General features: G+C 59.9%; 8 protein-coding genes. 7 read left to right on the top strand and 1 reads right to left on the bottom strand.

The window, feature by feature from the left end; translation table 11 throughout:
• Positions 1-109 precede the first annotated feature (109 nt).
• From AABF56_RS35130 to AABF56_RS35100, 7 genes are all read left to right on the top strand, one after another.
• Entirely contained in the window at positions 110-2764 is a 2655-nt protein-coding gene (locus AABF56_RS35130) for a PD-(D/E)XK nuclease family protein (RefSeq protein WP_272809193.1), read from the top strand.
• The gene (locus tag AABF56_RS35125) at positions 2764-6156 is read left to right on the top strand and encodes a UvrD-helicase domain-containing protein (RefSeq protein ID WP_272809237.1); all 3393 of its coding nucleotides are present in this window, start codon (positions 2764-2766) and stop codon (positions 6154-6156) included. Before AABF56_RS35130 ends, AABF56_RS35125 begins: the two co-directional genes overlap by 1 nt.
• A 115-nt stretch (positions 6157-6271) precedes the next feature.
• Positions 6272-7438, top strand: coding sequence for a DUF6361 family protein (locus AABF56_RS35120; protein WP_272809192.1), 1167 nt, complete (start codon positions 6272-6274; stop codon positions 7436-7438).
• Positions 7428-9284 carry a phospholipase D family protein gene (locus tag AABF56_RS35115; protein ID WP_272809191.1) on the top strand — a complete coding sequence of 619 codons (1857 nt, stop codon included), beginning with the start codon at positions 7428-7430 and terminating at the stop codon, positions 9282-9284. The genes AABF56_RS35120 and AABF56_RS35115 overlap by 11 nt, the downstream gene beginning before the upstream one ends.
• Positions 9281-12418, top strand: a complete 3138-nt coding sequence (locus AABF56_RS35110) for a C-terminal helicase domain-containing protein (RefSeq protein ID WP_272809190.1) — start codon at positions 9281-9283, stop codon at positions 12416-12418. Before AABF56_RS35115 ends, AABF56_RS35110 begins: the two co-directional genes overlap by 4 nt.
• Before the next feature lie 29 nt (positions 12419-12447).
• Positions 12448-15150 carry a site-specific DNA-methyltransferase gene (locus AABF56_RS35105; protein ID WP_272809189.1) on the top strand — a complete coding sequence of 901 codons (2703 nt, stop codon included), beginning with the start codon at positions 12448-12450 and terminating at the stop codon, positions 15148-15150.
• Entirely contained in the window at positions 15150-18296 is a 3147-nt protein-coding gene (locus AABF56_RS35100; protein WP_272809188.1) for a BPTD_3080 family restriction endonuclease, read from the top strand. The genes AABF56_RS35105 and AABF56_RS35100 overlap by 1 nt, the downstream gene beginning before the upstream one ends.
• A 187-nt stretch (positions 18297-18483) precedes the next feature.
• On the opposite strand, the gene AABF56_RS35095 is transcribed toward AABF56_RS35100, so the two are convergent.
• The gene (locus AABF56_RS35095; protein ID WP_338341948.1) at positions 18484-21462 is read right to left on the bottom strand and encodes a TrlF family AAA-like ATPase; all 2979 of its coding nucleotides are present in this window, start codon (positions 21460-21462) and stop codon (positions 18484-18486) included.
• Positions 21463-21469: the final 7 nt, after the last annotated feature.

Raw genomic sequence — 21469 nt, 5'->3', positions numbered from 1 at the left:
ACCTCATAGAAAAGATGCAGCGCACTCAACTTCGAGAGAGTCGTGCGTCCGTAAGCACGTAGGTCGTGAACCACGCCTCGGCGAGGATCAGCCCAGTAAGGAAAGCAGTATGACCAACTCGAGCCGGTCAACACTCGTCGTTCATGGTCGCCTCGCTATGCGCGAAGCCCGCCTCGCTGCGGCCCGCGGCGCCTGCCACGGCCTTCAGATTATGTCCTTTGAGCAAGCTGCGGTGCGGCTTGCCGGGGGATTCGCGCGGCCGATCGATGAGGAAAGCCTGCGCACGGCGATCCAAGCAGTTCTCCCCAGTACGCCAATGGGGGAGTTGGAAAGCATCAAGATGCTGCCGGGCATGATCGGGGCAGCGGCGGACACACTGCACAAGGCTTGGCGCGCCGGCATCGATCTGGCCGCTCGGGCGAGTGATCATCCGCGGCTGTCAGCAATCTCCCGGCTGGAAACCGCAGTCCTGGCGCAACTGCCTGCCGGAATGATGCGCCCGGTCGACATCGTCGCGGCAGCACGTAGCCGCATCGCCCATGCACCCGCGATTTTCGGGAAGATCGAGATTGTCGGATTGACAGAGCTTTCTCCATGTTGGCGTCCGCTGATCAAGCAACTGGCCGAGCGCCTTCCGGTTCAGTGGACGGCCGGTCCCCGGTCGGTCCCGAGCTGGCTAACCGAGAGCGGCGTCGCCGTTGTGCGGGGCAAGGCTGAAGCGCCGGCGGTTCGGTCTGTCAGCGGCGCGACCGCGTATCACGAAGCCATAGAGGCCATGCGCTGGGCTCGCACCTTGCTTGGCTCTGGCATCTCACCGTCTGAAATCGCAATCGCCACGGCTTCGCCGGCGGATTATGACGATCATTTCCTAGCGCTGCGCGCCGACGCCAATTTCGATCTGCATTTCGTCCATGGTATGCGGGCGGTCGCGACACGAGAAGGCCAGGCGGCTGCCGCACTTGCCGACATCGTTGTGCGCGGGCTCTCACAATCCCGTCTGCGCCGCCTTGCCACGCTGTGCCGAGAATCGGCACCGTTGACGATGCTTCCCGACGGTTGGCTGCGCGTTCTGCCGAACGATGCACCCTTGTCGACATCTGCCGCCTGGAACCGACTGCTCTTGCGCCTCAAGCCAGCAGACTGGCCCGATGCTAAGGATCACGCACCAACGCTGCGCAAGGCGATTGACATATTGGCAAAAGGACCCGCCGCTGCTCAGGAGATAGGCAATGCCTTCCTTAAAGGTCGGTCATTGGCCATCTGGCGCAAGGCGCTGCTCGCCGGGCCTGCCGAATCTGTCGATGTCACGCTCGAGGCGCTAAAGCAGGATGACGGGCTTGAGGCTTGCGTGTCGGTTGTCTGGATGCCAGCAAGCGCGCTCGCGGCCTCACCCCGGCGCTTCGTTCGGCTGATCGGTCTCAACTCCTCTCGTTGGCCGCGCGGGATTGCCGAGGACCGGCTGATTCCCGACCACATCATTCCGACCGCCGAGCTCGACCCGCTTCCGGTCAGCCTCGCAGATCGCAGGGATTTTGAAACAATTATCGCGACTACGTCGGGCGAGGTCGTCCTCTCTCGCGCCCGTCGCGACAGCGACGGTCGTCTGCTCGGGCGCAGTCCGTTGTTTGCTGCCCATGGCGACGAAACGTACCTGCGTCGCAACGCCATTCCCGAGCACGCATTTAGCGAAACCGATCGATTAATGGCGCGACCGCAAGAGTTCGCAGCGGTTGCCCAAGCGATCGCTGCCCGCAGTTGCTGGCGCGACTGGCGCTCGCCTGACATCACGTCCCATGACGGCCTCGTGCGACCTGATCATCCGCTCATTCTCACGATCCTTGCGCGAACGCAGTCGGCCAGTTCGCTGAAGACGCTGCTGCGCGGCCCAATTGGTTTCCTCTGGCGCTACGCCTTCGGCTGGCGCGCACCGCAGAGCAGCGCCGAGCCTCTTGTGCTCGATGCCCTCGCAGCAGGCGATCTGATCCACCTGGTATTGGATCGCGCTTTGCGGACCCTCGAAGCGGCCGGCGGTCTGTCCTCCGCAGATGCGTCCGCGATCGAGAGAGCCGTGGCGGAGGCTGCGGATGCGGCCGCAATTGATTGGGAAAGTGAACGCCCGGTTCCTCCTAAAGTTATCTGGGAGCGAACACTCAGCGACGTGCGCCTTCTGGCGGCGCGGGCCCTCTCTTACGGCGACGAACATCTACCAGCAAGCCGCTCCTATAGCGAAGTTCCCTTCGGAGGGGCCGAGCCGAAGTCGACGGCGGTGCTTCCCTGGAATGCGAGCTTGCCTGTCCTTATCCCGAATACGGGCTTTCAGATCGCGGGCTATATCGATCGGCTCGACATTGCCGGCGACGGAAGCCGGGCGCTCGTTCGCGATTACAAGACTGGCAAGCCTCCTAAAGGCGAAATTCGACTGAATGGCGGGCGTGAGCTGCAACGCTGCCTCTACGCCTTCGCCGTGAAGGCGTTGTTGGGCGACCAGGTCGCGATTAGCGCGTCGTTACTTTATCCGCGCGAACCGCTCGAAGTTCGGCTGGATGATCCGGAAGCCATGCTGGCTGAGATCACGCAGTTCCTGCGGGCTGCGCGTAGCGCGCTTGCAAGTGGCGCCGCATTGCCGGGTCCGGACACGGGCGGTGACTACGACGACCTCGCATTCGCCCTGCCGGCCAATGCCAACGCAACATACTGCAAACGCAAGCAACCCGCCGCGAGCGAGCGGCTTGGCGAAGTCGCTCAGGTGTGGGAGGCGGAATGATGACCATCATGCAAAGAATCCTCAAGGATGACAGTGCCCGGCGCGATGCCATCAGCGGCCACGAGCGTTCCATCCTCGTCGAGGCAGGAGCAGGTTCTGGCAAGACAGCGGTTATGGCCGGCCGCATCGCTGTGATGTTGGCACAGGGTGTTGCACCTCGCGCGATTGCCGCCGTCACCTTCACTGAGCTCGCGGCGAGCGAGCTCCTTTCCCGTGTTCGGGAGTTCGTCAGCGATCTTGCGGTGGGCCACATTGCACCCGAACTTCGGGTGGGGCTTCCAAGCGGTCTGTCGCAGATGCAGCGTGACAATCTCATCGCAGCGAGCGCCGCGATCGACGAGATCACCTGTTCGACAATCCATGGGTTCTGTCAGCGTTTGATCAAGCCCTATCCGGCAGAGGCTGATATCGATCCGGGTGCCACGGTCATGGACCGCAACCAGGCCGACCTCACCTTTCTTGAAATAGTGGATGGCTGGCTTCGAGAGAGGTTGTCCGGCGACCATGATGGCATCCTCGCCGAAATGGTTCTGCACAGCCCTGGCGAGACCGTGGCCCTGATGCACAGGGTCGCCGAAGCGCTGCGCCGGCGCAGGAGCCTCGTCGCTCCGGCGGTGATACCGCTTGCGGACCATTTGGAAGCGTTTCGGCAGGCGGCTGATGATCTCTCCGCCTTCATGCAGACCGCCAGCGTCCGTGAGCCGGAGACGGAGGTCTATGCGGCACGCTTTTCCGAAATGGCTGCGCGCTTGCCCGCCGTGTTGAACGCGGAAACGCCTGCCGGCTTAGTCGGGCTGCTGGTCTCGCGCCCACATCCCGACTTGTGCACCAAGGCTGGCGACTTCTCCTCCTATCGCAAGAAGGGCAAATGGGCGGCGGCGGCAAAACAGGCGGGGCTTTCCAAAGCCGACGCCGACCGGTTGAACGATGCCGCAGAAGACTTCTTTGACGCCTGCTGCGCTGCGTGGACCGCCCTCCTTCAGTCGGCGTCTGGCCAGGTGCTCGCAGCGCTGATCGATGAAGCACGGCTGATGTTGGACCGGTATCGAGAGCACAAGCGCGCTAGCGCCCAGCTCGATTTCGACGACCTGATCTACGCCGCACGGGATCTGCTGCGTGACCATGAGGCCGTGCGACGGGCGCTCGGGCAACGGTACGCGAAGGTCCTCGTCGACGAGTTCCAGGATACCGATCCGCTTCAGGCGGAAATCTTCTGGCGGCTCTGCGGTGACCCGGCGGAGGATCCACGAGATTGGGTCAGCTTTCGAATCCGGCCTGGGGCGCTCTTCCTCGTCGGAGATCCCAAACAGGCGATCTACCGTTTCCGCGGCGCCGACGTCGGCGCCTATGTCCAGGCGCGGACGGCCTTTTCGGTGCAGGATGCGGACGGTCTTGTGTCGATCTCGACCAATTTCCGGTCCTGCGCCTCGATCCTCACATTCGTCAACGAGCGCTTCGAGGCGATCCTGTCAGCGGACGGACAGCCCGGCTTCACCGCACTCGATCCCTTCCATGACGACCGCGGCGGCGTCTGTGTTGCCGCGCTCGACATCGCCGTCGCCGACGAGAATGGCAAAGCCAGCGCCGAACAGCAACGCGATGCCGAAGCCGACGCTGTGGCTGAGCTGTGTGCTCGCTTAATCGGTAGCCATCCCGTTCTGGATCGGAAAGCCGGCGCGGAACGCCCCTGTCAACCGGGTGACATCGCTCTTCTCGCGCCGACCGGCGCGGATTTGTGGCGTTATGAGGAAGCCCTTGAACGGCGCGGCATTCCGGTGGCAACGCAAGCCGGCAAGGGCCTTTTCCGCCGGCAGGAGGTGCAGGATCTTATCGCACTGACCCGTGCGCTGGCCGATCGCCGTGACACTCTGGCGCTGGGGGCGCTGCTGCGCGGCCCGCTGGTCGGGCTCAGCGAAGAAGAGTTCCTGGACGTGGTCTGGGCTCTCCCCCGGTCCGAGGAGGAACCTGACCGAATCCCCCGCCTCGACCTTGGCGTCGACCCGGCGGCAATCAGTCATCCGCTAGCGCGCGACGTCATTGAAAAGCTGCAGGCACTCCAGCGGCGCGGCAACAGCACCACGCCGCACCAACTGCTGTCGCAAGCCGTGGATGTCCTGCGCTTGCGTCCCATTCTGCTCGATCGACATCGGGGTCAGGCCGAGCGGGCGCTCGCCAATGTGGACCTATATCTCAGCCTCTCGAGCAGTTATGCGGTGCGCGGCCTACGCGCCTTCTCCGAGGCGATGACGGCGGCCTGGACTGACGAGGCCCGGGCGGTCGAGGGTCGACCCGACGCGCAAGAGGAAGCCGTCGCGCTGTTCACCATGCATGCTGCCAAAGGTCTCGAATGGCCGGTCGTTATCCCCATCAACACTATGACCGGCGTAATGGCACCTGACAGCGCGGTGATTGACCGGCAGAACGACACTTTCTACTGCCCTGTTCTCGGTGTCCCTCCCTCTGGCTATGACACAGCGCGGCAAGCCGAGAAGGCGGAATTGGACCGAGAACGTGTCCGTCTCTGGTATGTCGCTGCGACCCGTGCCCGTGAGCTGCTGATCCTGCCACGCCTGGACGTAGCCCCTTCGAAGTCTGCCTGGATTGGTCTTGTAGATCTGTCACTCGCGGACCTCGCCGCGCTGGACGTATCGCATTTACCACCAGATCCAGTCGTGGTAGCTCACGGCCACAGCAACAGTCAGACGCGTGAGAGCTTCGCCGCTGAGGCCAGCGCAATCACGGATCAGCAGATCCTACTGAAATGGCTTGCTCCGAGCCGTGACGAGAATGCAGCCGGAACGGTCTTGCAGGAAGAGCAAGCCGATATCTGGACCGGTTCGGATGATAATACACCGCCGGAGCTCGTAGCTTCCTCCACCGTGCAGGGTGGCCGTGAGCGCGGGCTCGTCCTTCACAAGCTCATGGAAGAAGTCCTGAACGGCGAAACCGGCGACTCGCACGCGGCGCTCTCTGCGCGAGCCGGGGAGCTCGTCCGTGCGCTTGGCGTAGTTCCGGTCGCCGACCCAACTGCCGGGCTCTCCCCCGAGGAGCTGGCTGGTTGCGTTGGACGGACTTTAAGGCTGCCCGAAATCGCAGCCCTCCGGCCGGCGCTGTCTGCCGAGTTCCCCGTTTACGCGCTTCGCGAGAAAGACGCTGAGCTGGTCGCAACGGCGGGCATAGCCGATGCGCTGACGGTTGGTCCAGGGGAGACGCCAGCTGTGGTCATCGATTGGAAGAGCGATGTAAATGCCGATCCCAAAACGCTTGACCATTATCGGGCGCAGGTCCGTGCGTATCTCGAAATGACGGGAGCAGAACAGGGGCTGATCGTCCTGATGACGAGTGCGACGGTGATCGCGGTCAGGCCAAATGTTCCCTCCCCTCCATCCTGATTGCGGGGGGCCCTTCACAACGTGCCGACTTTTCATCAGGCCAGTTCAAAACCGTGACCACTTCCGCGGCAGGAACGAGCCGTCTGTTCCACTCAGCGCCCTAGACGGAATTTGTATGTCCTATCTTGCTTGGATTGATTTCGACCCCGAGGAGCGGCGACGCGCACAAACGCTGATCGATCTCTTCAAACAACCTGAAGCTCGCGACGAATTAGGTTTGGGAACAGTGCGCGATGGTCTTGCCGATCTCCTTTTTCCAGGCACCAGCACAATCCAGACGCGGCTACGCTATATGCTTTTTATTCCTTGGATCTACCTTGAGGCGCAAAGTCGCAAGGCGACACAAGCGGAGCGGACGAATATTGCTCGGGACCTGGAATTCCGGTTGAGCGAAGCTCTGCTTCGGGGCGAGGAAACGATCGGCGTGATCGGCCGAGATGCCGGCCGAAACCTCAAGCGGCTCGCCTCAAGCGTCTATTGGGCAGGTCTCAACACCCTTGGCATACGCACCCTGGCAGGGTCCCAAGCGACTTTCCTCTCCTATGGTCCCGAAAGCCTGAAGGATCACGATCTGAAACTATGGGCGCCAAGCCTACCTAAAGCGCCCGGCAATCTGTTTGATTCGGCAACGTTTGCGCTGACACTAGAAGAAGCGGATTTCCTGCGAGATCGCATTGCCGGCAATGCAAAGCCAACACTGCTGAATGAACTGGCGCGCACGGGTGAGACTTATTCTCAGGCTTGGCCGTGGCAGGTGGACGAAGGCAGCATCTCGAAATCCAATCGTGCGATGTTGCGTCACGCCGAAAGATTCTCGGGCGTGATGTATGGCGCCAGTCTGTTTTACAATCTTCTGCTGGCGCTCCGCGCCGCTGCGCGACCGAATGCCAAAAAGCATGCAGATGCTCCAGCCCTGGTGGAGCATTACCGGTCGCGACTTGAAGCCTGGAGGGCAGAGCTCAGGCATCTGAGCTTGAATGAGTGGGATCTCGACGATCTTTTTAGCCTTATTGGCAAGACCAGCCACAATTTGACGAAGTCGTCTCGTGATTTTATCCGCAGCTGGGCATCCATGGCGCGGGATGGCTCGGTCCAATTGGAGACAGACAGTGCAGCGATCGAGCTTCTAAAGCACCGAGAACACGGCCTGAAGCGGTTAAAGGCCCGCCTGCTGCACGATGCGCCACTAGAGAGATGGTCAGGTGCTTCTGGCGACGCCCGTCTCGATTTCAGATGGGGTATTTCAAGAAGCTACCTCGGGGAGCTCGCCGATGCCGGCTGAACCCGTGTTCAACCCTGAAAATCGCGAACTTTACACGTCTCTGGTGCGCGCGCCCGATCAATATCGGTTCGACAATGCCGCAGCGACAACCTACTCGCTTGACTTCGAGACGGCGCTCACCATTCCAATCGCCATCGTTTTTCGAGACGCCGAGAACCGTGACGAGATGTTGCGGAGCCCGCTGGCCCTGCTGCAAAGCGTCGAACGGATGGCCGGCAGAATGGCCATCTACTGTGATCGGGGCCGCATCAAGGAGGCGCGCCCGAATGCAGCACGGCTGATGGCGCTTTACGAGAAGACGATAATCGAGGTTTCGGCGCCGGAGGGCGGTGCATTCCATCCGAAGCTGTGGTGCATCCGTTTCCAACCGGAACAAGAGGGACAGCCCACGCGCATGCGGCTCGCCATTTTGTCACGGAACCTCACGAATGATCGATCCTGGGACCTGGCTCTTTGCCTCGACGGGAAGGTTGGCGACAATATCAACGATGCGAACGAGCCTGTCGTGCAGCTTCTTCGCGCGCTTCCGGGATTGGCGAATTCGGCAAATCGCCCGCCGGCACCCAAATTTCTTCCGTCGCTCGCGCGCGATCTCGAGCACTGCTTCTGGGATGATCTCCCCGCTGGCGCCACCAAAGTCACCTTCGCAGTGAATGGTTTGAAACCTGGCGCCTGGTCTCCGCAAAAGGGCGAGCGCCTCGCCGTTCTCTCACCTTTCGTAAGCAGTGCCGCGCTCGCGCACCTGGCCAAAGACTACGAGGAGCCGACAGCCTGTCAACTCGTGGCACGGGCCGAGGAACTGGATTGCATCAAGCCTGAGATTCGCGAGCTTTTTGACATACGGACCCTCGATGACCGAGCGACTCGTTACGAGGAAGAAGATCGTGACGAGATAGATTCTGCCGATCTTGAGGGCCTTCATGCCAAGGCCTACGTGGTGGAGCGGGGATCACGTCTTCATGTCCATCTTGGCTCCGCCAACGCAACGAGCGCTGCGCTGATCCCCGGCCGCGGCGGTCGTACCCAAAACGTAGAAATCATGGCAACCTTGGACGGCCCCAAAAGCCGCATGGGTTCAATTGCCGAAACGCTTTTCTCGGACGAATTTCAACGACTTCTGACGCCCTATGTGCCATCTGAGCCGCCCGGGCAGGATGCCGCTGCAGCCGCTGAGAAAGTGCTCGAAATTTTGCGCACCAGGATCGCGGCGCTGCCGCTCGACCTACACTGTACCCAACTTCCCGACGCCATTGGGCTCGAACTGGTGCTATCCGGCAAGACTTCGCCGATCGAGATACCGGCGGGAGTGAGATGTTTCGTTCGCCCCATTACGGTTGCGAATGAACGGGGATATGACGCGGCGCCTTTGCTCTGCGGCACGGCGCCGAGAATGGCTGTAAGCAGCGTCTCTTTGAGCGACGTTACACGCTGGCTTGTAATGAGGCTCCGCGATGAGGGTACAGGCGTAGAGGTTGCGTTCACTTTGGGCGCCCGTCTCATCGGTCTGCCCGATGGCCGGGATGCTGCCGTCCTGCGAGCACATATTGCCAATGTCGAGAACTTCTTCCGCTATCTGAGCTTGCTTCTCGGGAGTTTGGGTGAAGGCAGCTTCCTCGAAAGCGAAACTGCCGGTGAGGGCCAATGGCTTCGAAGGCTCGGTCAAGGTGGCAACGCGTTGCTGGAGCCGATGGTGCGAGCCCTCACCCTCGGTGGTGGTGAGCTCGCCGAGATCGATCACCTCATCAAGCGCCTAGATGACGGTGGCAAAAGCATAGTCCCCGAGGATTTTCTTCAGTTGTGGGCCAGCTTCGCGCCGCTCGTAGCCATCAAAGGAGCCCGAAAATGACTTATCAAGCAGAAGAGCATCTAAAGCTCCTCAAACCTTTTCAGCGGGCCACAGTCAATTACGTGTTTCGGCGTCTATTCACCGATGCGCAGACCACGGCGCAGTTTCTCGTTGCCGACGAGGTGGGCCTTGGAAAGACCATGGTGGCGCGGGGAGTCATTGCTAAAGCAATCCAAGAGTTGACCGGCAAGGTCGACCGTATCGACGTCGTCTACATATGCTCCAACCAGGCGATTGCCGAGCAGAACATCAAGTCGCTCAACGTTATTGGCTCGGCGACAAAACCTCTCAATACCCGCCTTACTTTGCTACCGCTCGAAATCGAGCAGGAGGGCGGGATTGCCTCACAGCCCGTGAACCTTATCAGCCTCACCCCAGGAACAGCACTCGATCTGAAGTCATCATTAGGTACCGCAAAAGAACGAGTCCTGATTTACGAGATGCTGAGAAAGAGGCTCGGCATCAGACACGGCGGCGTGCAGCGCGTCTTCCGCGGAGGCGTGGAGGCAGAAAACTGGCCTGGCTGGACTGACTGGATACGCACGCAGAAAATTTCCGAGGAGATCTCGAAGAATTTCAACGCGGCTGTTGGAGATGAATTCATCCAGCGGATTCGCGCAGCCGCGGAGTTGGCGAGGAGTAAGAAAAATCCAAACTATCCCGTCGATCAGCGGCCAGCTTCCATCATAGGGGAATTGCGGCGGATCCTGGCACGTATCTGTGTCGATGCGTTGACCCCCGATTTGATCATTCTTGACGAATTTCAGCGGTTCGCCGACCTGTTGCACGAACACGATGCACAGTTGGCTCCAGAAAAGGCAGCCGCGGCGGAGCTCGCGCGGGCGCTCTTTTCCTACTCTGGCGGCGACGGCTCGAAAGCTCGGTTGCTGCTCCTGTCAGCAACACCATACCGCATGCTGACCTTGAATAGCGACGATCCAGAAGATGGCGATCACTACAGTGATTTCCTGCGAACCATGCGCTTCCTCTTTGGCGCAGAAGATGGCGATGCGCGGATCAAGGAGCTGGAGCACGAGCTGACTCGTTTTCGCCGGGCATTGCAGGCAATGCCGGAGACAAGATTTGATGCCCGCGTCACGCGTGATCGCGTTCAACACATTTTGAGTGAGGTCATTGCCCGAACCGAGCGCGTTGATTCCAGCGATGATCGCAATGCGCTGGTCAGGGAGAGCAAGCCGCAGCTGACGATCGAAACAGAGGATCTTAAGGAGGCGAAGGTGATTGCTCAGGTAGCAGCGCTCGTCGGTGCGCCGGGCGTAGTGGAGTATTGGAAGTCGGCGCCGTACCTTCTCAATTTCATGCGTGACTACAAGCTCCGGCAGAAACTACAGACGGTGAAGCTCCGGCCATCTAAAGAACTTCGCCACGCAATCAAGGCTGCCGCTCCGTTCCTCATCAGCAAGGAGCAGGTCGAGGGCTATGGGGAGATTCCGCTTCGTAACGCACGAATGCGGGTTATGGCGGATACGACCTTCCAGCATCAGCTTGATCGCGCGTTGTGGATTCCGCCGTCTCGGCCAACATTCGGCGAGCAGATCCCGGCAACCAAGTCGCTCATATTTTCGGATTGGTCGATGGTGCCTGACGCGGTCGCCGCCCTTCTTTCGCATGAAGCAAGTCGGCGCATGGGAATGACGGCCGACCTCGTCAGCCGCACCAGCCGTCCCATTGGCATCGAGGAGATGATGCCAATGCTCTGCCCTTCCCCTACCCTGGCGGCGTGGATCGACCCCTTGGCATTGGAGCGCCGGTATGGACATGCGCCAAGCTATGATGAGCTGCATCTCCAAGTGGTCGAAGTGTTAACCGAGCGTATCGACGCAAAGCATCTAACACGTCTGACCGAGAGATCCGATCGGCTTCTGCCGCTCACACTTGAGGAAAAATTGGGGAGCGGCGTGGACTGGGGAAGGCTCGGTGCGATCGAGCATGAAGGTCATGATGAACACGGGGCAATGGCGCGCACCATCGAGATAATAGGAAACGCACTCGAAGGCGAAGATCATCTCGACGATGCAGACGTCAAGGATACCTACGACAAGCTCGCAGAATTTGCCCTCGGGTCCCCTGCAACCTGCGCACTTCGCGCGCTGGGCCGTCTATGCCCAGAGCTACCTCTGAACGATCCTGCCCTTGTCGGGGCAGCGATGGCGATCGCGCTCGGATTTCGGAGCCTGTATAATCAGCCGGAAACCAGGGCGTTGTTGGGAGAAACATCGCCCCTGAACTACTGGCGCCAGGTCAATGCGCATGCCGCGAGACACGATCTGACCGCTGTTTTGGACGAATACCTCCAGCTCGTGGTCGACGCTGAGCATGCTGCCGAACTGGACGCGCGACAACGCGCGGCTCTCATCGCCAACAAGGTCGTAGAAGTCGTCGCATTGAGGCCAGCTCAAATAACGCTGGATCACTGGACGGCAGGGCGCTCGCGCTTGCACGATAAGACCTTCGAGGTGCGGGCGCGTTTTGCGATGCGATTTGCGACAAAAGCGGAGGACGAAAAGGGGGTTCGCCGTACGACGCTCGTGCAAGCCGCCTTCAAGTCGCCTTTTCGTCCATTTGTACTGGCGACAACCTCGATTGGCCAGGAAGGTTTGGACTTCCATCCCTATTGTGCACGTATCGTGCACTGGAATCTGCCCCGAAATCCGGTTGACATAGAACAGCGCGAAGGGCGGGTTCATCGCTTCAAGAACCACGCTGTCCGGCGCAATATCGCTGCCAAGCTTGGTGATTTTGCGCTCCGTGGCGATGATTGTATCGCACCATGGGAAAGCATGTTCGAGGCCGCTCGGCAGCAGGAGATCTCACAGAGCCGCCCTGGTGACATCGTGCCTTACTGGCTATACCCCGGTGACGAAAAAATCGAGCGCGTAGTTCTTATCCCCCCGTTCAGCAGAGAAGTTGAGCGCTACGGAAATTTAAAGAAATCTTTGGCGACCTATCGATTGGCATTCGGTCAGCCACGACAGGAAGAGTTGGTTCAGCTATTTACGAGATTTGAATCTGAGGTTGTCGCGGAGCTGGCTGATCTGCAAATATCACTCAGGCCAAAAACTGATTTGAATATCGACAGCAAGCTGCACGATGCGCAGCAAGGGCAGCAGTAAGAATTTTGGGGCAGGAGGGTAGTTTTCGGATGGTGCAGGATAATCTTTCGGGCACATCGATATACAAGCATAAACAGGAGTCAGTGCAGCGCCCCGATGTCGGCGTTGAAGCGCAGTTTTCGAGTAAGAAAGCGCCCAGGACCTACCGCTACGATTCCAGCCTTGCGCCCGAACTCTCATGGGATGAAAACGCTGATCGTGCCTTCGCTGAATGGCTTTTGACGCTGGTTGCCGATGCCGCCGAGAAGGGCGAGGCCGCCGTCTTTGCTGAACCGCAGGTCTGGCAGGGCACCGAGGAACGGTTCACGTCCCTTTCGCAATGCGCGGCGCGGCTGCGCAGCCTGACCAAACCGTTCCTCAACTGGACCGGCAAGGCCGAACGGCAGCAGGTGACGGTGCCAACGCTGCCGCTATTCGTGCATGAGCGTCATTCGACGCAGGCCATTCTCGAAACCCTCAAATCGCACAAGGCGCTCGGCACCAATCTTGACCTGTTCGGCGATATCGACCTCGACGTGGCCGACAAGCTCGACGCCTACGAGCACAAAGGGCCGTGGACCAACCGCCTCGTCCTCGGCGATTCCTTGCAGGTCATGAACTCCCTGCTTGAATATGAGGGCATGGGCGGCCAGGTTCAGATGATCTATTTCGACCCGCCTTATGGCGTGAAGTACGGTTCGAATTTCCAGCCGTTCGTGCGCCAACGGGACGTGAAGCATGGACCGGACAATCAAATGATCCGTGAACCCGAGATGGTAAAGGCTTATCGGGACACGTGGGAGCTGGGTCTTCACTCTTACCTTACATACTTACGCGACCGGCTGACGCTAACGCGCGAGTTGCTGACAGAAGCCGGCTCTGTCTTTGTCCAGATTTCCGACGACAACCTGCATCATGTGCGCGAAGTATTGGATGAGGTCTTTGGAGCGGCTAATTTTTGCTCCATTATCGCATTCAATAAAACAAGCGGATTTAGCCCCAAACTTCTTTCAAATGTTGCTGACTATCTCCTTTGGTATGCGAAAGACATCAAGAGCGTAAAGTATCAGCAGATATACCTGCAAAAAGAATTGGGCGAAGAAGGCGCAACGCAATACACCTACGTTGAGTCTTTGGATGGCTCAGTTTTTCGTTCTATGACCGCCGAGGAACAGGCAGACCCAAGCAAAATTTCTGGCGACTTTCGCATCCTTACGCATGGCGACATGTCGGCACAGGGGACGTCCGGCAATACCGAACCATTTGATTTCAATGGCAAGATTTTTCGGGTGCCCGCAAACTGCCATTGGAAAACTACTCCGAATGGCATGCGGAAGCTCGCAGAAAATAATCGCCTTTTGGCGATGGGCAATTCATTGCGGTACAAACGGTATCTATCAGACTTCCCTTTGTTTCCTGTGTCAAACGTCTGGACGGATACCGGGACTAGCGGCTTCGCAGCAAAAAAACTTTATACGGTGCAGACAAATCCTTCGGTCGTGCAACGCTGCATGTTGATGACGACCGAGCCAGGCGATCTCGTGCTAGACATCACCTGCGGTTCCGGCACGACTGCCGTTGTAGCTGAACAGTGGGGCCGTCGGTGGATCACGGTTGACACCTCTCGGGTGCCGATTGCCCTTGCACGACAACGGCTGCTGACCAGCACCTACCCTTGGTATAGGCTCAAAGAGCCAGCCACAGGCCCGTTAGGTGGCTTTGTCTACGAGCGAAAGCGCAACAACAAGGGAGAGGAAACTGGGGGTCTCGTGCCCCGGATCACGTTGAAATCTATCGCCAATGATGAAGATCCGAAATGCGAAACTATTCCCGATCGCGCGGAAACAAACGACAAGATCACCCGTGTCTGCGGTCCGTTTACAGTGGAGGCGACCATCCAAGCCGCGATGAGCTTGGAAGAAGATGCACCGCATCAGGCCATGCAGCCGCAATCGAGTAGCCCCCGTTCCTACCTGGACCGCATGATCGAAGTCCTGCGCCAGAGCAAAACGTTACGTCTGCCGGGGAATGTGACGCTGGAGCTGGAGGCTGTTAGCCCGCTTTCCGACCGCGAGTATCTTCACGCCGAAGGCGTGGCGCGGGATGGAACCGAAAAGCGGATCGCCTTCGTCTTCGGACCAGAAGACGGCGCGATCGGCTCCGAGTATGTCTTCAACGCACATACCGAGGCTTTGCAGCAGGGCTTCCAGCAGCTTTTCCTGTTCGGCTTCGCGATCCAGGCCAAGGCGCGGGAAATGCTCGACAAGCTGAAAATTCCGACGGTCTACGTGTCTGTAACGCCGGACGTGGTCATGTCCGACCTGCTCAAAACCAGCAAGGCCAGCGAGATTTTCTCCATCACCGGCCTGCCAGACGTGGAGCTGCAAGCCGCCGGAAAACGCGATGACGGGACGCCGCTGCGCCGCGTCGTCATCAAAGGGCTCGACATCTTCCGGCCGGATACGATGGAGACGGACGAGATCAAGGCCGAAAACCTGCCGTGCTGGATGCTCGACACCAATTACAATGGCATGGCGTTTCTTGCGTCCCAGGTGTTTTTCCCGAAGACCAGTGCGTGGGACAATTTACAGAAGTCGCTCAAGGGCCAGTTCGCCGACACTGTTTGGGAACATCTGGCGGGAACGGTCAGCGAGCCGTTCGTTCTCGGCGACAAGAAACGGATCGCGGTCAAGGCCATCGACGAGCGCGGCAATGAGCTGATGGTCGTCAAAAGCGCGGAGGAAGCCCGCTGATGCCCGCCGCGCAGGAGAAGCAACAACCGCCGCTGACCGTCGCGGAGGTCGATTCCCCGATCATCAATTCGCCGTTCCGCGAGCCGGAATACCATTGGCAGATTGAACGCGGGAAGCCGCCAGTCAAGGCAGAAGGACGACGGCGCGCCAGCTATTTCTACCGCGTGCCGGAACACGCCGGGCGCGGACGGAAGAATAAGAAGCAGGCCGAGCTTTTCGAGAGCGAGAAGGGCGAGGAAATCGAGCTCGAGATCGTCAACCTCATCCGCGATCGGGTGAAGGAATGGCGTTCAGGCAGTCGGTCCGGCGGTATCGCCTATGACGGCGCGTCGCCCGTCACCAAGGAATTGCTGGAGCTATGGCGCAGCAGCGACCGGATGCAGCGGCTGTTCTTCGCGCAGATTGAGGCCGTCGAGACGATCATCTTCCTCATCGAGGCCAACGACGTTTACCACAAGGGCTTGCCGGAGATTCCAAAGGACGAACCCGGCCTGGAGGCGAAGGCCGCCGGCGTTCGCGCCTTCATCCGCTACGCCTGCAAGATGGCGACCGGCTCCGGGAAGACCACCGTCATGGGCATGCTGACGGCCTGGTCGATTCTCAACCGCACTGCCTCGCCCCGCGACGATCGGTTTTCCGACACCATCCTGATCGTCTGCCCCAACGTCACGATCCGCGAGCGTTTGCAGGAGCTGGACCCTGCGCTCGGCGACCTGAGCCTCTATCGCACGCGCCAGCTTGTGCCGCCGCACCGCATGGAGGAATTGCGGCGCGGCGAGGTCATGATCGCGAACTGGCACCGCCTTGCGAAGAAGGAAACCAACACCGTCAACGGCGATTCCGCAAAGGTCGTGAAGACCGGAGAGCCTGTGGAAGTCGTGAAAAACGCAGGCAAGGAAAACGAATCCGTCGAAATCAAATACTTTGAATCCGACGCGGCCTGGTTCAAGCGCATCCGGCGCGAGCTGGGCAGCGGAAAAGGACGCAGCCCGCACTGGCTGATCTTCAACGACGAGGCGCATCACGCCTATCGGCGCGGCGACGCCGGAGCCGAGGATCAGGCTCTTGAGGAAGACAAGGACCTTGCGAAGAAGAATGAGCGCGAGGCGACAATCTGGATCGAGGGGCTAGACCGCATAAACCGCCTTGCCGGCGGCAGCCGCAGGCGGGGGATCAATCTCTGCGTCGATCTGTCAGCTACGCCCTTTTATATCCAGGGTTCCGGCAATGAGGTCGGTAAGCCGTTCCCGTGGATCGTTTCCGACTTCGGCCTTCTCGATGCCATCGAGTCCGGCCTTGTCAAAATCCCGCAATTGCCCGCCCGTGACGTGACCGGGGCCGAGGAAGCTGCCTATTTCAATATCTGGCGATGGGTGCAGGCTAAAGCCAAGGAAGACGGCTACGGCACCAATCTCACACCTGAGCTGGTCATGAATTATGCCAGCGCGCCGATCAATCTACTGGCGGCCGAGTGGCATGAGCGCTTTCTTGAATGGGAGCAGTTCTCGAAGCAGCAGCACAAACATCCCGTGCCGCCTGTCTTCATTGTCGTCTGCCGCGACACGGCCGTCGCCAAGGAAGTCCATTCCTGGCTTGCGAACGGCAATGACGGCTACGGCGTTTCCCCGCCCTGGTTTCGGAATTCACCCGGCCAGGAGGTCACGGTCCGCATCGACTCAAAGGTCATCGAGGACATCGAGGAAGGCGGCAGCAAGGACGAGACCCGCCGCTTGCGCTACATCCTCGATACGGTCGGCAAGGCCGAATGGCCGGGCGGCAAGGTGCCGGAAGAATGGTCGGAGCTGGTCCGCAAACACAACGACAAGGTCGCCAGCGACGACAATGACGGCTCCCTGAAATGGATCGACGAGCGCATCCCGCCGGGCCGGGATGTGCGCTGCATCGTGTCGGTCGCAATGCTGGCCGAGGGCTGGGACGCCAACACCGTCACACATATTGTCGGCCTGCGACCGTTCGGATCGCAGTTGCTCTGCGAACAGGTTGTCGGCCGGGCGCTGCGCCGCAAGAGCTATGCCCTGAACGAGGAAACGCAGATGTTCGCCGAGGAGACCGCCAAGGTCTTCGGCGTGCCGTTCGAGTTGATCCCGTTCAAGGTTGCGCCTGCCGGACCGACTCCCCCGCAGCCGGAACCCAATCATATCTATTCGGTGCCCGAGAAGGCCGAGTTCGAGATCACCTTTCCGGTCGTGACCGGCTACCACCAGTCCGGGCAGTTTGAGGTTTTCATCGATTGGGACCAGGTCGCCAAGGTCACGATCGATCCGATGAGGATTCCGCAGATCGTCGAGCTGACCCCGCTGACGACGCCGGACGGCACTCTCGCGGCCTACGGTCCGGGCGAAAAGCCGGTCCTGTCGCTCAAGGACTGGCGCGCGATGTTCCGCGACCAGCAGGTCGCCTTCCGGCTCGCGCGCGAAATCTGCCTGCGCTGGCAGGCCGATAACGGCGCGGCGGCGGTGCCGACACAGCATCTCTTTCCAAAGGTCGCTTTCGCTGCAAAGCGCTTCCTGGCCGAGAAGCTGGATCGGAAAGGCGGCAGCCAGCCCTGCGACGTTCTGCTGGTCGGCGAATATATGCAGGCAGCGATCGGCTCCCTGCTTGAGGCGATCAAGAAGGGTTCATCAACCGCCGACGCAGAGGTCGCTGTCGTCCCGCAGGGTGCAGCCGGGCGTGGCAGCACCCTCTATGTCGATTTCCATACGACGAAGCCCATCTATCCCGTGACACACTGCCATCTGAATGCGATGGTCGCCGACACGCAGCGATGGGAGCAAAGCGCCGCCTTCCTTCTCGATAGTCATCCCGGCGTGAAAAGGTGGGTCAAGAATGACCGGCTTGGCTTTTTCATTCCCTATCGGAATCGTGGAATTCCGGCCAAATATGTGCCGGACTTCATCGTCGTCACCGACACGGATCAGAATGTCGTCATCGAGATCAAAGGGCAGATGACGGACGGCGCGGACGCAAAGGCGAAAGCGGCACAGCGCTGGACTGATGCCGTCAACCGACTGGGGCAATATGGCCAATGGCATTACCTCCTTGCGACCGATCCCGGTCGTCTTGGTCTCATGCTCAACGACTTCACCGAAGCCTCCTGGGATGAGGGGCCATTCGCGCTGACATAGCTCCTGGCGGTCGGGTTCCTGTTCTCTCGTGTGGCAGCGGAGCCCGATCGCCTGCCCATCACGGTCCCGGCGTGCGGCCTAGCACACCGCGACGCTGCCAGCTGCGCGGCCTTGCATTCTGTTCTCACGACCATCGAACCGGCTAACGGAGAAGGGGAGCGCATCGATAGAACGGAGATCCATCAGTCTATCGCTGCAACCTTACCCTAAGACGCCGAGCGCGCTCCTTGAAGGCGTCCTCGCCCCCTTCCAGGATACTGCACACCTGATGGCGCATGTCGGCGTCCTCCAGTCCTCCGGAAACGTAGGTGATTGACGGCAGTTCGCCAGGGCTATGCGTGCCGGCGCTAGCGACGATGATCTGGTCAGCATCCGTGTTGATCACGAGGTTGGCGTTGTGGGTGACCATGATGACCTGCCGCTTGGCCTTGGCCGCGATGAACAAGGCGACCAGTTCATCAAAGATCGATTTGGGATCGAGATTCTCCTCGGGCTGATCGATGATCAGGGGCCGATGATCGCTCTCGTCGAGCGCCAAGTACAAGAGGAGCAAGACAATCCCGCGCGTACCCGGCGACAACTTTGTGATGTCGGTGCCTTCGTAATCGATGCTGTAGGCGATCTGGATGTGGTCGGTGCTGAACAGCCACTTTGCGAAACGCATCAGCCAGCTTCGATATGCCGATTGATCATTCGCCGGTACATTGGCCACCGCGAGAAGCTCGTCCTGCCAGGCATCAGTGAAGTGCTGGATCGCCGTATCGATGGCGCCCACATCACCTGTTTCCCACGCCTTTCGGAGGTTGGCGTTGGCCCACTGTTCGATCGAGCCCTTTCCCTTAAAATCGCCGGCGCGCCGCAGGTCGAAAAGCTTCTCGCCGAGCGCGGCCCACTGCTTTACATCGGCATGCCGGCTGGCCGAAAAGGACAGCTTCTGCAACGTGCCTTGGGCGGCCTGTAGGCGGTCGACCAGAGGCTGATACAAGTCACGCAGGACCTGCTCTTCGGCGATAATCGCTTCGAACACGCGTAGGTAGCTGTCCCGCCGCTGCTTGCTGAGATCCGCCATGCGCACAGCGGCCTTTTCGCAATCGGCAAGCGTGGCGCGGCTGGCCTCGATCTGAGTATTCTCCTCGGCAATGCGCTTGACCAACGCTGCAAACTTCTGCGCGGTCTCGGTGTCGATATTGATGAGAGCCTGCAGACGCAATGCCTCCGCCTCCAACACTGCAAGCGGCGTCTTCTCTGGGTCCGCACCCTCTGCCAGATAGGACTGATTGGGATCGGTGATACGTGCCGGAGGCACCCCTCGCCACGCTGCCGCATTCTTTCGTGTGGTCTCAAGCTTGGCTGCCAGGGCGGCGTCGACGTCACCATGATACTCAAGCAGGAATGCTTGCCAGTCCGTGTCATCGAGACGAGCCGCGACGAAGCTCGATTTCGTCTGCCGAAGCGCTTCCGGCGCTTTGTTTTGCCGAAACGCCTTCACCTCATCCTGCAGGCCGAGGAGCGAACTCTCCTGATTGGCGAAGTACCGGACGTACGAACGCACCTTTTCGGCGGCATTGGTGATGGCTGAAAGACGGTCGGCCCGTGCCTCGCTCCCTTTCACGATGAGCTTGTCGCGATCGCTCTCCAATCCCTTGACGGTCTGCTCCTTCTGGGCGAGCTGCTGCTTTAGCCCAGAGATCTGCCGCTTCTTTTCCCGCTCGAGGCCGATCTGATCCGAGAGCGTGGAAATGGCATCCTCTTCGCGCTGGCGAGCGAGGCGGAGGCGCGTTGCCCGCAGCTCCAGAAGCTGGTCGAAGCGAAATGTCCCATCCTTTTCGGGATGCGCTTCGAAGATCACTCGTTCGATCTCGGCCAGAAGTGCATCGGTCATTCCGTCAGCCGAGCACAGTTCCTCGACGAACTTCTGCGAAAGATAACGCGCCCGCGGGAAGCGTCCGTCTAGCTCGGCATCATAGTCGTAGTCGAGCAGATCGCGTTCGGATGGGTCGCCGCTGCCCCAGTCAAGTCGGACACTTGCCCCTTCGAGTAGATCCCCTGCTCGGAGAAGGAAGGAGGCAGGGCTGAGATGTTCAGAAGCCGCATCGCAACCTGCGGCAATCGCGTCGGCGAGAGCCGTCTTTCCTGAACCCCGCGCGCCGATGATAGCGACGAGCCCAGGGTTGAGCTCGACGACGGGTGTTGCCGCCCAGTCGGCATTTTGGATTGTGACGCAAGAAATCACCTGCGAGGGCGTGGCGCGAGTCGGAGGTGCGGCGCCGACAAATGCCCGTCCGGCAGGATCGATGACCGCCTGACGCAGCGAGTCGAAGTGAGCACCCCCCTTTACCCAGGAATAGCGATCGCCGTCGGGAGCCCCGACTTTTGCTGTCTCATGGGCATCGCTTCCGTGCAGACAGGGTTTGAGTGCTCCATACCGGGAGCGGATATCGTCCGGCGTGGCGCTGCTTTTACGGCCTAACCAGAAATCCCGTTGACTGATGCTGCTGGCGAATATGATGTGAGCGAACCGCTCAACCTCCTGTCGCTGCGCCCCTTCAGCTTCGCCCCGCATGCCGGACGTGCCATCATGCTCGCTCCCGGCAACTGCTATGAGAACATTGGCTTGGGCCCAATCGATCGCGCGATAGAGCTCCACCAACTGTTCAAAGCTCACCTTAAACTGCGTCGCGCCACGTGCGAGTGCAGCTCGTCCAGAGAGACCGGGATCGATCCTCGAGCCGAGGCGCGTTAGCTCGTCTGGCGTGCATGCGAACCGATCCCCAGAATACTCGAACGTCAATTGCGCGAGGAAGCGCTGTGTAACCCCTACATGATCAGGATCCTGCGGATTGACGAGAAGATGGCAGTTCACCCAGTTGCCCTTGACGGTCCCAAAGGCAAGTCGCAGCTCCACATTCGGAAAGACAAGGTCGACGCCAGGAAGGCGACCGTCGCGGTGTTTCGCATCACGGACGCGCTCATAAGTGTCGAGCAAATAGTAATCGGTGACGCCTAGCGCGCGGATGACGGGCGCCGCCATTTCAATCCTGGTGAGATATTGCTCCCAGCTGTCGGTGCCATTAAACTGATCGTTCAGTACGGTACCCGGTGCATGAATATGAGGCTCCCATCGGAGCCAGCGTGATCCGGAACTACCCACATTCCCCCCAATCATGTGTTTT

Source organism: Shinella sp. WSC3-e (assembly GCF_945994535.1).
In the GTDB taxonomy this organism is placed as follows: Bacteria; Pseudomonadota; Alphaproteobacteria; order Rhizobiales; family Rhizobiaceae; genus Shinella; species Shinella yambaruensis.
The sequence above is the reverse complement of the archived record's forward strand: the minus strand, read 5'-3'. Positions and strand labels throughout refer to the sequence as shown.